The sequence below is a fragment of the Streptomyces globisporus C-1027 genome (assembly GCF_000261345.2).
GTDB classification, from domain to species: domain Bacteria; phylum Actinomycetota; class Actinomycetes; order Streptomycetales; family Streptomycetaceae; genus Streptomyces; species Streptomyces pakalii.
In genome coordinates this window covers 3,947,149-3,961,391 of record NZ_CP013738.1, presented here as the reverse complement: position 1 = coordinate 3,961,391, position 14,243 = coordinate 3,947,149, and the positions used below count along the sequence as shown (strand labels likewise).

Here is a 14,243-nt window from a genome sequence, read left to right as displayed (position 1 = left end):
CAGCAATGGCCGACGAGAACACCCCTGTGACACCCGAATCCGCGACGCCCGACGAGGAGGGCACCATCCCCGGCGTGGGGATGCGTGTCGAGCCCGTCCAGCTCGAGACGGAGATGCAGCGCTCCTATCTCGACTACGCGATGTCCGTCATCGTCTCGCGTGCGCTGCCCGACGTACGGGACGGCCTCAAGCCCGTCCACCGCCGGGTGCTGTACGCGATGTACGACGGCGGGTACCGCCCCGAGAAGGGCTTCTACAAGTGCGCCCGCGTCGTCGGCGACGTCATGGGCACGTACCACCCGCACGGCGACTCCTCCATCTACGACGCCCTGGTGCGCCTGGCGCAGCACTGGTCGATGCGGATGCCGCTGGTGGACTCCAACGGCAACTTCGGTTCCCCGGGCAACGACCCGGCCGCCGCCATGCGGTACACCGAGTGCAAGATGATGCCGCTGTCCATGGAGATGGTCCGGGACATCGACGAGGAGACCGTCGACTTCCAGGACAACTACGACGGCCGCAACCAGGAGCCGACGGTCCTGCCGGCCCGTTTCCCGAACCTGCTGGTCAACGGCTCCGCCGGGATCGCGGTCGGTATGGCGACCAACATCCCACCGCACAACCTCCGCGAGGTCGCCGCCGGTGCCCAGTGGTACCTGGATCACCCCGAGGCCTCGCACGAGGAGCTGCAGGACGCGCTGATCGAGCGCATCAAGGGCCCCGACTTCCCCACCGGCGCGCTGGTCGTGGGCCGCAAGGGCATCGAGGAGGCGTACCGCACCGGCCGTGGCTCGATCACGATGCGCGCGGTCGTCGCGGTCGAGGAGATCCAGGGCCGCCAGTGCCTGGTCGTCACGGAGCTTCCGTACCAGACCAACCCCGACAACCTCGCGCAGAAGATCGCCGACCTGGTCAAGGACGGCAGGGTCGGCGGTATCGCGGACGTCCGCGACGAGACCTCCTCGCGTACGGGGCAGCGCCTGGTCGTCGTCCTCAAGCGGGACGCGGTCGCCAAGGTCGTCCTGAACAACCTGTACAAGCACACCGACCTCCAGACGAACTTCGGCGCCAACATGCTGGCGCTCGTCGACGGGGTGCCGCGCACGCTGTCGATCGACGCGTTCATCCGCCACTGGGTGACGCACCAGATCGAGGTCATCGTCCGGCGGACGAAGTTCCGGCTGCGCAAGGCCGAGGAGCGGGCGCACATCCTGCGCGGCCTCCTCAAGGCTCTGGACGCCATCGACGAGGTCATCGCCCTCATCCGCCGCTCGAACACGGTGGAGATCGCGCGCGAGGGCCTGATGGGCCTGCTGGAGATCGACGAGCTCCAGGCGAACGCGATCCTGGAGATGCAGCTGCGCCGGCTGGCCGCCCTGGAGCACCAGAAGATCACCGCCGAGCACGACGAGCTCCAGGCGAAGATCAACGAGTACAACGAGATCCTGGCCTCGCCTGCCAAGCAGCGCCAGATCGTCAGCGAGGAGCTGGCGGCGATCGTCGAGAAGTTCGGCGACGACCGGCGCTCCCAGCTGGTGCCCTTCGACGGTGACATGTCCATCGAGGACCTGATCGCCGAGGAGGACATCGTCGTCACGATCTCCCGCAGCGGCTATGTGAAGCGCACGAAGACGGACGACTACCGCTCGCAGAAGCGCGGCGGCAAGGGCGTGCGCGGGACGAAGCTCAAGGAAGACGACATCGTCGACCACTTCTTCGTCTCGACGACGCACCACTGGCTGCTGTTCTTCACGAACAAGGGCCGGGTCTACCGGGCCAAGGCGTACGAGCTCCCGGACGCCGGCCGGGACGCGCGCGGCCAGCACGTCGCCAACCTGCTGGCCTTCCAGCCGGACGAGAAGATCGCCCAGATCCTCGCGATCCGCGACTACGAGGCCGTGCCCTACCTGATCCTGGCGACGAAGGGCGGTCTCGTGAAGAAGACCGCGCTCAAGGACTACGACTCCCCGCGCTCGGGCGGTGTCATCGCGATCAACCTGCGCGAGATGCCGGAGGGCGGCGACGACGAGCTGATCGGCGCCGAGCTGGTCTCGGCCGAGGACGATCTGCTGCTCATCAGCAAGAAGGCCCAGTCGATCCGGTTCACCGCGACGGACGACGCGCTGCGCCCGATGGGCCGTGCCACCTCGGGTGTGAAGGGGATGAGTTTCCGCGAGGGCGACGAACTCCTCTCGATGAATGTCGTCCGGCCCGGTACGTTCGTCTTCACCGCTACCGACGGCGGGTACGCGAAGCGGACCCCCGTCGACGAGTACCGCGTCCAGGGTCGCGGCGGCCTCGGTATCAAGGCCGCCAAGATCGTGGAGGACCGCGGATCGCTCGTCGGTGCGCTGGTGGTCGAGGAGACCGACGAGATTCTCGCCATCACGCTCGGCGGTGGTGTGATTCGTACGCGAGTCAATGAAGTCAGGGAGACGGGCCGTGACACCATGGGCGTCCAACTGATCAATCTGGGCAAGCGCGACGCCGTCGTCGGCATCGCGCGCAACGCCGAGGCCGGCCGTGAGGCGGAAGAGGTCGATGGGACCGATGATGCCGAGGGCGATACGGCCGCGGCCCACGCCGTAGGCACGGCAGAGGGCACTGTCGAGGGCACGGAGCCTTCGACCGGGGAGCACGAGGAGTAAGAGCGTGAGTGGAGCCACGGGCGCCGGTTCGGCCGCTTCCGGAGCTGGAGCGAACGGTGCCCGTGGCCCTGCCACGGACTCCCAAGGGGGCACTGTGACGGACACACGAGGGCCTCAGCCCCAGTACGAGGGTTACGCGACCGGGCCCCTGCCCGGCGAGCGTGAGCCCGCACCGGGGCCGTCGGGGCCGTACCACCCGCCCCAGGCGTACCAGGCGCCCGGCGGCACCCAGGGCGGCCAGCAGCGCCCCGGACAGGGTGGGGGCACGCTGGGCGGTGCGCAGGGCGCGGGCGGCGCCCAGGCGACGCGCAAGCCGCGCACGGGGGCGCGGACCACGCCCCGTACCCGCAAGGCCCGTCTGCGGGTGGCCAAGGCCGACCCGTGGTCGGTGATGAAGGTCAGCTTCCTGCTGTCGATCGCGCTGGGCATCTGCACGGTGGTGGCGTCGGCGGTGCTGTGGATGGTCATGGACGCGATGGGCGTCTTCGAGACCGTCGGCGGCACGATCAGCGAGGCGACCGGCTCGAACGAGAGCAACGGCTTCGACCTGCAGTCGTTCCTGTCGCTGCCGCGCGTGCTCATCTTCACCTCGGTCATCGCCGTGATCGACGTGGTCCTGGCCACCGCGCTGGCGACGCTGGGCGCCTTCATCTACAACCTGTCGGCGGGCTTCGTGGGCGGCGTGGAGCTCACGCTGGCCGAGGACGAGTAGCGCGCCGGGTATCGATTTTGGGACTGGCCCCGACGTGCGCTAATCTTCAGAAGTCAGCGCGGAGCAGCACAGCGCGGCGGGGCTATAGCTCAGTTGGTTAGAGCGCATCCCTGATAAGGATGAGGCCACAGGTTCAAATCCTGTTAGCCCCACCAGACACGAAGGCCCCTCACCGGAGACGGTGGGGGGCCTTTCGCGTTGCGGTGGGGCGGTCAGCTTGCGGGGTCCAGCTGGACGAGGTAGCCGGGTTCGGGGCCGTCGAAGCTCTCCAGCCAGTCGCTGGAGGCGAACCAGAGAGTCGTCGGCTCGTCTGCTTCCGGGATCTGGAAGACGGCGTGCTCGGGGCCCTTGCTCCCGGGGTTGAGGCCGTACGACGGTCCCAGCTCGCCCTTGTCGCTCCAGTAGTCGCCGTAGGCTCTCGCGTAGTCGACGTCGGTCCGGCTCTGGCTGTACGCGGTGTCGTCGACGTTGAGGGTGACCGTGTCGTCGACGGACCAGATGGCCTCGCTCTTGCCGACGTTCAGCACCTCCATGGCGACCACACAGAACTGCTTCCCGCCCTCGGGCGACGGGTTCTGTGTCGGTTCGCCCACGGAATCGGCCGCGTGCGCCAGGACCTTCGGGTCCAGCGGTTCGCCGCAGGTGATGTCCTCGACGGTGATCTCGAACTCGTCGGGCCGTGCCTCGTCGGAGGAACCGATGGTCAGCTTGAACGGCTCCCCGACGGCGGGCCGGCCCCGGACCTCCGCGCCGGGCGGTGCGCCGATGTCGGGGTCGGTGGTCGTCGCCGCAGCCGGTACGGCGTTGCCGGGGCCCGACGCCGTACCGGAGGAGGCGGTAGTCCCGCAGGCGGTGAGTGCGAGGAGCGCGGAGGCGGCGCCGAGGGCCGCGAAGGTGGTGCCACGAGAGCTCATCGGACGGTCCTTTCGGCGGTACGCAGGACCTTTCCATGGTCGTCCGGTCCGCCGGGCAGCGCTCGTCGGACGGTTTCGGGCACACGAAAAGGCCCCCGGCCGGTGTGAACCGGACCAGGGGCCCCGGAGTGCGGTGGGCCGCCGGGATCAGGGGGGCGGGGCCGGGGAGTCGCCTTCCGGGGCTGTGGGGTGGGAGCCGCTCTGACCGGTCGTCCGGGCGGTCTGCGCGGGGTCGAGCGACAGGTGGCGGGTGGCCGGGGAGGAGCCGTGGGCCTCGGCCCGGATGCGCTGCTTCATCGTGGGAGGAAGGGCCCGGTCACGCGGAAGGGTCCATCGGACCGAGGGAGCGATCGGGGTTGCCGCGGTGGCACCCGTGTGCTCGTGGGTCGTGGTGCTCGGCTGCGCGGTGGCGTTCGTGGCGTTCGCCGTGCTCGCGGCGGCGGTGGCGAGGCCCAGCGACGCCAGGAGGGCGAAGAAGGCGGTGATGAAGGCGGTCCAGAGGTTCTTGGGCTGGAAGGTGCTCATGGCCCCTCGCTTTCGGACGGTCCGGTTGCTGACTTCTCCGATCATGTGGATCCGGGCCGCGATTCCGGGGAGCGACGCCCGCTCTGCGCCGATCTTCGGATTAACACCACTCGTATGGTGCAACCGGGCTGGACAGGCCCTCGCGGGCGGTGAGGAGGGGGTGTCGGGAGGTCGTTCCGGACGCCGTGGAGGGGGTGTCACAGGGGTCCGGGCAGGTCACCGATCGGTATCGGCCGGTGTGTATAGTCGGCGACATAAGGCCCTTACGCCAAGGAAAGACGAGGTCGCGCGGTGAAGAAGCTTCTCCTGGTCGCACTGGCCGCCATCGGTGGGCTCCTCGTGTACCGCCAGATCCAGGCGGATCGCGCCGAGCAGGATCTGTGGACGGAGGCGACCGACTCCGTGCCCGCAGGTTCGGGTGTGTGAGACGACGCAGTCTGTTACGGGCCCCGGTCGCTGAGCGGCCGGGGCTTCGTGCTGTCCGGGGCCGGCGCCGATGCGTCGGCCCCTTTTCGCTGGTAAGGCCCCGTGGCGCAGCGACCGTGAGTTCACTCAAGCGAATCTCTGGATTGCTTGAGCGAAGAGCCTGGTGGGGTCCGGGAAGAAGGCGGACAAGAGGGGTAATCCGGCTGCGGCCGGAGACAGCGGCGGTGCGGGCGGGGCAGGATGGACCGGCATCGCGGCCGCTTCCGGGGCGGGCGTCCTGGTCGTCGGGGCGGGAGGGTTCCTCCTCGCCCGCCGCCGTAGCGGCACCAGCCGCAGCAGCCGTGGCCGCCGCGGCTGAGCGGCCGAGGGGTACTGGTGGGTGAGGACGACGAGGGGAAGCGCGTGAACAGGCAGCGCAACAGGGGCCGGGTGACGGCCGCGGCACTCGCGGCGATGTGCGCGGCGGCGGTCCTGCCGGGGCAGGCGCACGCGGCGGGCCCCGGGGTGTACGCGTTCGACCCCGACGCGAAGAACGTGCAGGGCGCGGCGACCAACGTCGAGGCGTCCACGCTGGACGAGGGCGTCCCGTACCGCAGCATGATCAAGCCGGGCGAGAAGCTCTACTACCGGGTCACCCTGGACGACGCCTCCGCCGCCTATGTCTCGGCGGTCGCGGTGCCCGGCGACGCCGGCGCCGTCGCCTACGGCGACGGCATCACCGTCAGCCTCCGGGAGACCGACAACACCCGATGCGACTCGGGGCAGGCGAACTTCGGCTCCGGCGCGTACGCCCGTCCCATCACCGCGTACGCCTCCCGGACCGTCAGGGAGGACGGCAGCACCTGCCAGGAGGGCGGCCCGTACGACGTCCTCGTCGAGCGCGAGAGCAAGGCCGGCTCCAGCCAGGAGCCCTGGGGCCTGGAGCTGCGTTTCCTCCAGGAGCCGAAGCTCAAAAGCGGTACGTCGATGCCGACCGAGGCCCCCGAGAGCTGGCCCTCCGCTTCGGCGAAGCCGCTGACCGGGAAGCAGCAGAAGCGGTCCGGCGGGTCCGGGTTCTCGGAGGCCACGAGCCTGGAGAACGGCCGTTGGCAGGACACCGTCGCCCCCGGACAGACCCGCTTCTACCGGGTTCCGGTCGACTGGGGACAGCAGCTCTACGCCTCCGCCGGGCTCTCCAACACCACAAGTGACGGCGAGGAGTTCGTCGGCAGCGCGCTCACGCTGTCGCTGGCCAACCCCGCCCAGGGGCAGGTCTCCGACGCCACGCTCTCGTACTCCGGAGGGCCCGCGTCCGCGTCCCTGCGGCCGCTGCCGCCGGTGGCCTACCGCAACCGGTTCGACTCCTCGTCCCAGGTCAACGCCATGCGCTTCGCGGGCTGGTACTACCTGTCGGTCTCCCTCAGCCCGAAGCTGAAGGAGTCCTACGGCGCCGAGCCGATCCCGTTCGAGCTGTCGGTCCAGGTGAAGAACCAGGCCGAGGAGTCCCCGTACGAGGGTGACGCCGGGGTCTTCGGCGTCACCGACCAGGACCGGGAAGTGGCCCGTAAGGGGCAGAACGCCGAACAGGCCGCGAAGAGCGGCCCGATGACCGTGGTCGCCGCGGCCGGGATCGGTACGGGGTCGGTGCTGGTGCTCGGTCTGGGCGTCTGGACGCTGCTGGCCCGCCGCCGCGCGTCGGCCGCCGGTCACCCGGCCGGCGGGGGCCACCAGCCGCCGGCGCAGGGCTGGTAGCCGTACGCCGGCGGGGCTTTCGCAGGCGGTGCGGGTCAGTCAGACCTGGGTGAGGGCCCAGATCCCGACCGCGAAGCAGATCAGCGCCACCACCAGCACCGGGACAGCCACCTTCGGGGGCGGTCCCGGGCGCGTTCGCCGTACGGGCGGGTGGGGCGCGGCGTGCTGCACCGGCGGGGCGGGCACCGGCGGGAACTGCTGGTGCTGTTGGGCGGTGTAGGGGCGGGTGGCGGAGGGGTCGTGCGCTACGCCGGAGGTCGGCGCCTGGGAGGGGTCCGGTGCGCCGACGGCGTACGCGGGCGGGGCGGCCGCGGCGTACGGTGCGGACGGCGGCTGCTGGAACCCAGGCTGCGACAATCCCGGCTGCGGGTAGGGCTGTTGCTGCGGCGATGCGGCACCGGGTGAGGCCGCAGAGGGCTGCGAGGCCGCGGAGGGCTGCGAGGCCGCGGAGGGCTGCGAGGCCGCTGGGGGCTGCGTGGCCGCAGGAGGCGGCGCGAGGTGGAAGCTGCCCGTCTCCGACATCGAGACGGGGGGCGGGGCGGGGGCCTGCCGGTCGGACGGCTGCTGCGGGGCTTTCGGCGGGCCGGTGACGGGCCCGTCGGGACCGAACCCCTCGGGCAGCGGCCCGATCTGGTCGAACACCTCCACTGGCTCGTCGTCCGGGCCGGCTTCGGGCAGCATCTCGACCGCCGCGGTCAGGGCCTTGCGCGCGCCCGTGGCCGTACGGAACCGGGCGTGCGGGTCGGGCTGGAGCAGACCGGCGAGAACCTGCCACAGCGGCTCGGGAATGCCCTCGGGGGCCCCCGGGGTGCCGTGCGCGGCGAAGTGCTCCACCAGCGCCTGGGCGTCCGGCTTCTGGCCCTGGAGGAGGTAGAGCGCGACCAGGCCGACCGCGAAGAGGTCCGCGGGGAAATCGGGCTCGGCGCCCATCATCTGCTCGGGGGCGAAGTAACCGGGCGTACCGACCACGTAGTTGGTCTCGGTCAGCCGGGGTTCGCCCTTGCGCATCGAGATTCCGAAGTCGGACAGGCGCAGATGCGGCCGCCCCGAACCGGTCGCCTCCATCAGGATGTTGGCGGGCTTGATGTCGCGGTGCACCACCCCTTCGGCGTGCACCGTGGAGAGGCCGGAGAGCAGCTGGTCCAGCAGCAGGCAGACGAAGCGCGGCGGCAACGGGCCGTAGTCGCCGATGACATGGGCGAGCGAGCCACCGCTCACCAGGTCCATGGTGAACAGGACCTTGTCGTCGTCGGCGGCCCAGCTGGCCGGGGCCAGCACGTGCGGGTGCTCGATGCGCAGCGCCTGCTCGCGGACGAAGCGCAGCAGCGTGTGCGCGTCGCTCTGCTGGAGCACCTTGGCCGCGACGTACCGGCGGCGGCGGTGGTCCCAGGCCCGCCAGACGGCGCCGACCCCACCGCGTCCGATCGGATCGATCAGCTCGTACCGACCGGCGAAGACCTCACCCATTGCGCTGCGCCCGCTCCCCGTTCGTAGGGTGCCGCGGCGTCCGCCGCGGCCCGTGTCCGGTCCCGGTGTCCGGCCCCGTGTCCTGCTGGCACCAGGGCGCTGCGCGGTGCGCGTGCCCTGGGTCCGTCGTGCTTCCGTCGGGTCGTACTAGCTCTGGTGCCCCTCGTAGTGGGCGACCGCGTCCGAGGTGCGTCCCGCGCCGTACACCTTGAGGAACTCTGCCAGCTCCGGGTGGGTCGGGGCGAGGGCGTCCGCGGCATCGATGATGTCGCCGGCCGCCGCGACCGACCGCAGCAGGGACTGGATCTCGCGCACCACGCGGCGGACGGTGGGAGCGCCGCCGGTGGAGGTGGTCTGGCCGGTCGCGGTGAGGACGGAGCCGCCCTGCGACTTCTTGATCTCCTCCATGCGGTCGGTGGCCTCGCCCGCGCTGACACTGCCGTCGGCCACCTGGCCCGCCAGCTCCTGAAGGGCCTGGACGCGCTGGACCACGGCGGGGTTCCCGATCTTGGCTCGCTGGCCGCTCATCAACTGCGAGAGCATCGGGGCGGAGAGCCCGAGAACGGCGGCCAGCCGGGCCTGGTTCAGGCCGAGATCATCGATCAGTCGACGGAAGAGCGCCCCCAACGGCTCTCCGTACCAACTGCGTTGAAGCTCTCTGGCTCTTGCCGTCGCCTCTTGTTGCGCTGCGTCCATGGCGTCTCCCCATCGCTGCGGCTTCGCTGCTGCGAACCTTGCGAGCATCTTACGGAGCGTGGTCGTTCCCGGGGAGTCCCTATCCTTTTGGAAGAACCCGGGGGGTACCCGGTACTCTGTTCCCGACGGTGACCCGGGGCCTTAGCTCAGTTGGTAGAGCGCTGCCTTTGCAAGGCAGATGTCAGGAGTTCGAATCTCCTAGGCTCCACTTGATTGAACCCCTCCAACCTGCGGAAACGTGGTTGGAGGGGTTCTTTTGCGTTCCGCCGCCGCTGCACCAGGCACACTTCATACATAAACAGTCGAGCCACAAAGGACTCAGGCATGATCACGTTGACGAAGGAAGACGGCCCGGCGGACCTGGGCGGAGTGACGCACCTGACCATCGGAGCGTCCTGGGACCCGACCGTCGGGAGCAGCGGCGGCCTGATGGGGAAGATCCGGCAGAAGGCCGGTACGGACCTCGACCTGATCGCCATCGCGCTGCAGGGCGGCGACCCGGTGCGGCTGGCCGGGCTGGACTCCCTGGACCCGCTGGGCAACGGCTCGCTGGTGCACAGCGGGGACAACCAGACGGGGCACGGTGACGGCGACGACGAGACGGTGACCGTCGAGTTCGCCAGGATCCCTTCGAACATCACGTCGATCGTCTTCATCGCGGCCGCCTACAAGAAGCGCAGCTCGTTCAGCAACGCGCGCAACATCAGCTTCAAGGTGTACGACGCGACGGGCGGCAGCTCGCAGCAGGTCGCCGACATCTGGCCGAGCATGCTCACCCAGGACAACGGCGTCGCCGTCGCCAAGGCGATCCGTGAGGGCGCGGGCTGGAAGCTCCAGGTGATCAACGAGACCGGGAAGATCAAGCAGGGCGACGAGCACGCCCTGATGCGGTTCGCCGTCAGCCGGTAGCCGCCCCCTCCGTATGCGTCGGTGGGCACACGCGAACGTGGCCGGGGAAACCGCCTGAGCGGTTTCCCCGGCCACGTTCGTCATGCCGTGCCGTCAGCCTGCCGGGCTGTCAGGGACGGTCGTCGAGGCCCGGGGTGTCCCCCTCGGCCTCCGCCTGCTTGGCCTCGACCTCCGGGTCGAGATCGGCCCGCGGGCTGCCGTCGACCGAGCTGAGCGGCGAGCGCTCGTCGCCCACCTCGGTGGCGACGGGCGGCTCGACCAGCCAGTCCGGGTTGGCCTGCTTGTCCCACCAGCGCCAGGCGGCATAGGCACCGCCCGCCAGGACGCCCAGCACCAGGAACCCCTTCGCGGCCCGGCCGGCCTTGGCCCGCCGCTGGTGCTTCCGGGCCAGCTTCTGGATTTCCTTGGCCGTCACCTGGGTCCGCAGCGCGGCCAGGGCGGCCGCGCTGCGGGCGGACGCCTGCTCGGCGACGGGCAGGGCCACCGCGCGGGCGTGCTCGACGCGGGGTGCGGTGTAGTCGGCGGCGCTGCGCGCGGCCTTCCGGGTCGAGACCGCGGCGCGGTGCGCGGCCTCGTCGACCCGGGGCGGCACGTGCGTACGGGCCTGCTCCAGGCGCGGCGCGAGGTGGGACGCGTACTGGACACGGGCCTGCTGGGCCGCCTTCGTCACCTTGGGCGCGAGTCGTACGCGCGCCTCATGCGCGAGGTGGGCCGCCTGGTCCTTGGCTGTTTCGGCGTAGGGCGCCACCACTTCCGCGGCGTGCTGCGCGCTGTCCTTCGCCGAGTCGGTTGCGGCGCGCACGCTGTCGATGCGGGTCACGAGATCCTCCTCCTTGGTGGCGGGTAGGTACTCCGCCTGTCCGCCCAGTCCAAAATCATGCCTGTTGAGTCCGTGCCCGGCATGCGGGGCGGGCATCCGGGTCATGATCGTCATGTGCGGGCAAAACGGTTCAAGTGAAGTGTGCCGACGACAATGCCATGGTTCGGTGGTGAACGCGCCGGTTCGCCCGGCATCCGGCCGTACGTTTCCCGGTCCGTGGGAGGATCGCCGGACGTCAGCGAAGGATTTGACGGCAGGCGAGGGAAGAGGAAGACAGATCGTGGCCGAGCAGCTTTACGCCACCTTGAAGACCAACCGGGGCGACATCGAGATCCGGCTGCTGCCGTTCCACGCCCCCAAGACGGTGAAGAACTTCGTGGAACTGGCCACCGGGCAGCGCGAGTGGGTCAACCCGGAGACCGGTGAGACTTCCACGGATCCGCTGTACGACGGCACGGTCTTCCACCGTGTCATCAGCGGTTTCATGATTCAGGGCGGCGATCCGCTGGGCAACGGCACCGGCGGGCCCGGCTACAAGTTCGCCGACGAGTTCCACCCGGAGCTGGCGTTCACCCAGCCGTATCTGCTGGCCATGGCCAACGCGGGGCCGGGGACCAACGGTTCGCAGTTCTTCCTGACCGTCTCGCCGACCGCCTGGCTGACCGGCAAGCACACCATCTTCGGCGAGGTGGCCGACGACGCGGGCCGCAAGGTCGTCGACGCCATCGCGGCCACCCCGACCAACCCGCGCACGGACCGCCCGCTCCAGGACGTGGTCATCGAGTCCGTGGTCGTCGAGACCCGCTGACGGCCCGCACGCACCCGGCCCTGCGGGTGTCCCCGCGTACCTGTGGGATCCCTGTGGGAACCAACCGCCCCGCCCGTCCGTAGTGATACATAGCGGACGAGCGGGGCGGTCCTGTCCGTGCCGCCGCCCGAGCGATGAGGGACGAGGACCGAGGACCGAGAGGCAGGCCAGGACCGATGGACCAGCAGCCACCGGGAGACCGTGCCGCCGCGGGAAGCGGTGGGCCGACGCCGACCTGCTACCGCCATCCCGACCGCGAGACCGGCATCAGCTGTACGCGCTGCGAGCGTCCGGTCTGCCCCGAGTGCATGGTCAGCGCCTCGGTCGGCTTCCAGTGCCCCGACTGCGTACGCCAGGGTTCGGGCACCGGGCACCGTCCGGCGGCCAGCCGGCCGCGCACGCTGGCGGGCGGCTCGGTGGCCGCCGATCCGCGCCTGGTCACCAAGATCCTCCTCGGCATCAATCTGGCCGTCTTCCTCCTCGTCACCGTCCGCCCCGGGCTGGTGGGCGATCTGACACTGCTCGGCCGGGCGTGGGACCCGAGCCCGCCGCCGGGGTCCGTCGAAGGCGTCGCCGAGGGGCAGTGGTACCGCCTGGTGACCTCGATGTTCCTGCACCAGGAAGTGGTGCACCTCGGGTTCAACATGCTGGGGCTCTGGTGGCTCGGCGGACAGCTGGAGGCGGCGCTCGGCCGGTCCCGCTATCTCGCCCTCTACCTGCTGTCCGGCCTCGCCGGCAGCGCGCTGACCTATCTGCTCGCCGCGCAGAACCAGCCCTCGCTGGGTGCCTCCGGCGCGGTCTACGGCCTCTTCGGCGCGACCGCCGTCCTGATGCGCCGCATGAACTACGACATGCGCCCGGTGCTCATTCTCCTGGCGGTGAACCTGGCCTTCACCTTTTTCAACCGGGACGGTATCGCCTGGCAGGCGCACGTCGGTGGTCTGATCGCGGGCGTCGCCATCGCCATCGGCATGGTGCACGCCCCGCGCGAGCGGCGTACGGCGGTGCAGACCGGCACCTGTGCGCTCGTCCTGCTGGCGTCCCTCGGGATCATCGTCGCCCGGACGCTGGCGCTCACCTGAGCGGAAGAGGCGGCGAGAAGGCGCTCTTCACCCCCAGCCTGACCGAAGTTGTCCACAGTGTGCGCGGATTCTTGTGTATGGCAAGAGGAACAGGTGTGCCCCTTGTCGCTGAGCTGGGTTTTTCCGCCCGGACAACGGGCTGCAGCCCCCCTCGGCGAGGGAGGCTGCAGTCACACCGGCGTCAACTTCAGTGGAGGTTATCCACAGATCGTCTGACCTTTTCCCCCGACTGTGGATAACTCTGTGGGTAACTCAGGGCAAGGCTTGCGTGGGAGAGCGTCGACCAGCTAGGGGTGCGCGTACGGGCCCGCGGGCGGGGGAGCGGAAGGGGGGCCCGCTACTTCCACTGGGTCGACACGGCGAAGCCGCCGGCGATGAAGCCGAAGCCGACCACGATGTTCCAGTTGCCCAGGGCGTCGACCGGCAGATCGCCTTCGGTCACGTAGAACACCACGATCCAGGCCAGCCCGATGAGGAACAGGGCCAGCATCACCGGAGCGACCCAGCTGCGGTTGGTCAGCTTGATGGCCGTTGCCTGCTTCGCCGGGGGCGGCGTGAAGTCGGCCTTCTTGCGGATACGTGACTTCGGCACGAGGGACTCTCCTGTCGATGCGCTGCGTGACCGCGCAGGGATCTGTGGCGGGCGCCGGGGGCGGGTGCCAGGGGGAATACTGCCTCCCCCGAGCGTCCGTTAGCGTAGTGCTTCCCTGGCGCCTGATGAGATAAGGGTACGTTGAGCAATTCTGCCGACTCCCCAGAAGGCCCGGCCCGGCGCACCTCCGTGTGGGCGGTCCGGGGGCTCACCGCTGCGGTTTTCGCCCTGGCCGGACTCATCTTCGTCACCAGCGCCAACACGGCCAAGGGCACCAATCTGCGCAGTGACTCCTCTCTTCTCAAGCTCTCCGACCTGATCAGGGAGCGCAGCGAGAAGAACGCCGAGCTGAATGACTCGGCCGCCTCCGTGCGCGCGCAGATCGACGCCCTCGCCCAGCGCGACGACGGCTCCACCGAGGCCGAGGACGCCAAGCTGAAGGCGCTGGAGGAGGCGGCCGGCACGACGAAGGTCACCGGCGACTCCGTCAGTGTGACGCTCGACGACGCGCCTCCCGACGCCACCGCCAACCCCGGCTACCCCGAGCCCCAGCCCAACGACCTGGTCATCCACCAGCAGGACCTGCAGGCCGTGGTGAACGCGCTGTGGCAGGGCGGGGCGCGCGGAATCCAGGTGATGGACCAGCGGCTGATCTCCACCAGCGCGGTCCGCTGCGTCGGCAACACCCTGATCCTCCAGGGCCGCGTCTACTCCCCGCCGTACAAGGTCACCGCGGTCGGCGACCCCGGAAAGCTCAAGCAGGCGCTCAACAGCTCCACCGCGATCCAGAACTACCTGCTGTATGTGAAGGCGTACGGGCTGGGCTGGAAAGTCGACGAGGACGAGGCGGTGACTCTTCCCGGGTACTCGGGCACAGTGGATCTCCACTACGCACAGCCTGTGGAGTGACCCC

The 14,243-nt window shown here is 70.0% G+C and carries 15 protein-coding genes and 2 tRNA genes; 11 read left to right on the top strand and 6 right to left on the bottom strand.

All coding sequences use genetic code 11. The features are described 5' to 3' along the window. The first annotated feature begins 5 nt into the window (after nucleotides 1-5). The 3 genes from gyrA (at nucleotide 6) to WQO_RS17180 (ending at nucleotide 3,515) form a co-directional block, all read left to right on the top strand. Nucleotides 6-2,648 carry a DNA gyrase subunit A gene (gene gyrA / locus WQO_RS17190; protein ID WP_010060405.1) on the top strand — a complete coding sequence of 881 codons (2,643 nt, stop codon included), beginning with the start codon at nucleotides 6-8 and terminating at the stop codon, nucleotides 2,646-2,648. A gap of 94 nt (nucleotides 2,649-2,742) precedes the next feature. Then, the gene (locus WQO_RS17185; protein WP_010060404.1) at nucleotides 2,743-3,360 is read left to right on the top strand and encodes a DUF3566 domain-containing protein; all 618 of its coding nucleotides are present in this window, start codon (nucleotides 2,743-2,745) and stop codon (nucleotides 3,358-3,360) included. Between the two features lie 78 nt (nucleotides 3,361-3,438). Next, nucleotides 3,439-3,515: transfer RNA gene (locus WQO_RS17180), tRNA-Ile, on the top strand. A gap of 57 nt (nucleotides 3,516-3,572) precedes the next feature. Here the strand turns inward: WQO_RS17180 and WQO_RS17175 are convergent. Together WQO_RS17175 and WQO_RS17170 are read right to left on the bottom strand one after the other, a co-directional pair. After that, nucleotides 3,573-4,274, bottom strand: coding sequence for a hypothetical protein (locus tag WQO_RS17175; RefSeq protein WP_010060403.1), 702 nt, complete (start codon nucleotides 4,272-4,274; stop codon nucleotides 3,573-3,575). 147 nt (nucleotides 4,275-4,421) lie between these two features. Beyond that, nucleotides 4,422-4,799: a DUF6344 domain-containing protein gene (locus tag WQO_RS17170; RefSeq protein WP_010060402.1), complete on the bottom strand. Its 378-nt coding sequence runs from the start codon at nucleotides 4,797-4,799 to the stop codon at nucleotides 4,422-4,424. A 291-nt stretch (nucleotides 4,800-5,090) separates the two neighbouring features. On the opposite strand from WQO_RS17170, the gene WQO_RS36810 reads away from it, so the two are divergent. The 3 genes from WQO_RS36810 to WQO_RS17165 all read left to right on the top strand — a co-directional run bounded on the left by WQO_RS36810 (nucleotide 5,091) and on the right by WQO_RS17165 (nucleotide 6,956). Then, complete coding sequence (locus tag WQO_RS36810; RefSeq protein ID WP_003958712.1) at nucleotides 5,091-5,225, top strand: DLW-39 family protein; 135 nt, start codon at nucleotides 5,091-5,093, stop codon at nucleotides 5,223-5,225. 163 nt (nucleotides 5,226-5,388) lie between these two features. Continuing rightward, nucleotides 5,389-5,583 carry a hypothetical protein gene (locus tag WQO_RS36135; protein ID WP_158514066.1) on the top strand — a complete coding sequence of 65 codons (195 nt, stop codon included), beginning with the start codon at nucleotides 5,389-5,391 and terminating at the stop codon, nucleotides 5,581-5,583. 44 nt (nucleotides 5,584-5,627) lie between these two features. Further along, entirely contained in the window at nucleotides 5,628-6,956 is a 1,329-nt protein-coding gene (locus WQO_RS17165; RefSeq protein WP_029182260.1) for a hypothetical protein, read from the top strand. Between the two features lie 39 nt (nucleotides 6,957-6,995). Here the strand turns inward: WQO_RS17165 and WQO_RS17160 are convergent, their stop codons facing one another. Next, nucleotides 6,996-8,423, bottom strand: a complete 1,428-nt coding sequence (locus WQO_RS17160) for a serine/threonine protein kinase (protein ID WP_058954015.1) — start codon at nucleotides 8,421-8,423, stop codon at nucleotides 6,996-6,998. A gap of 147 nt (nucleotides 8,424-8,570) precedes the next feature. After that, the gene (locus WQO_RS17155) at nucleotides 8,571-9,119 is read right to left on the bottom strand and encodes a helix-turn-helix domain-containing protein (RefSeq protein ID WP_010060391.1); all 549 of its coding nucleotides are present in this window, start codon (nucleotides 9,117-9,119) and stop codon (nucleotides 8,571-8,573) included. Between the two features lie 135 nt (nucleotides 9,120-9,254). Between WQO_RS17155 and WQO_RS17150 the strand changes: the two genes are divergently transcribed. Both WQO_RS17150 and WQO_RS17145 read left to right on the top strand, forming a co-directional pair. Next, nucleotides 9,255-9,327: transfer RNA gene (locus tag WQO_RS17150), tRNA-Ala, on the top strand. A gap of 116 nt (nucleotides 9,328-9,443) precedes the next feature. Further along, nucleotides 9,444-10,028: a TerD family protein gene (locus WQO_RS17145; RefSeq protein ID WP_010060390.1), complete on the top strand. Its 585-nt coding sequence runs from the start codon at nucleotides 9,444-9,446 to the stop codon at nucleotides 10,026-10,028. A gap of 109 nt (nucleotides 10,029-10,137) precedes the next feature. Here the strand turns inward: WQO_RS17145 and WQO_RS17140 are convergent, their stop codons facing one another. Beyond that, nucleotides 10,138-10,848, bottom strand: a complete 711-nt coding sequence (locus WQO_RS17140; RefSeq protein WP_010060389.1) for a DUF5324 family protein — start codon at nucleotides 10,846-10,848, stop codon at nucleotides 10,138-10,140. Between the two features lie 280 nt (nucleotides 10,849-11,128). Between WQO_RS17140 and WQO_RS17135 the strand changes: the two genes are divergently transcribed. Beyond that, a complete protein-coding gene (locus tag WQO_RS17135; RefSeq protein WP_010060386.1) occupies nucleotides 11,129-11,656 on the top strand; it encodes a peptidylprolyl isomerase in 528 nt (175 codons plus the stop codon). Nucleotides 11,657-11,832: 176 nt separating this feature from the next. Then, the gene (locus WQO_RS17130) at nucleotides 11,833-12,738 is read left to right on the top strand and encodes a rhomboid family intramembrane serine protease (protein WP_010060384.1); all 906 of its coding nucleotides are present in this window, start codon (nucleotides 11,833-11,835) and stop codon (nucleotides 12,736-12,738) included. A gap of 337 nt (nucleotides 12,739-13,075) precedes the next feature. On the opposite strand, the gene crgA is transcribed toward WQO_RS17130, so the two are convergent. Next, nucleotides 13,076-13,330, bottom strand: a complete 255-nt coding sequence (gene crgA, locus WQO_RS17125; RefSeq protein ID WP_003967902.1) for a cell division protein CrgA — start codon at nucleotides 13,328-13,330, stop codon at nucleotides 13,076-13,078. A 141-nt stretch (nucleotides 13,331-13,471) separates the two neighbouring features. Between crgA and WQO_RS17120 the strand changes: the two genes are divergently transcribed. Beyond that, nucleotides 13,472-14,239: a DUF881 domain-containing protein gene (locus tag WQO_RS17120; protein ID WP_193407202.1), complete on the top strand. Its 768-nt coding sequence runs from the start codon at nucleotides 13,472-13,474 to the stop codon at nucleotides 14,237-14,239. Nucleotides 14,240-14,243 lie beyond the last annotated feature (4 nt).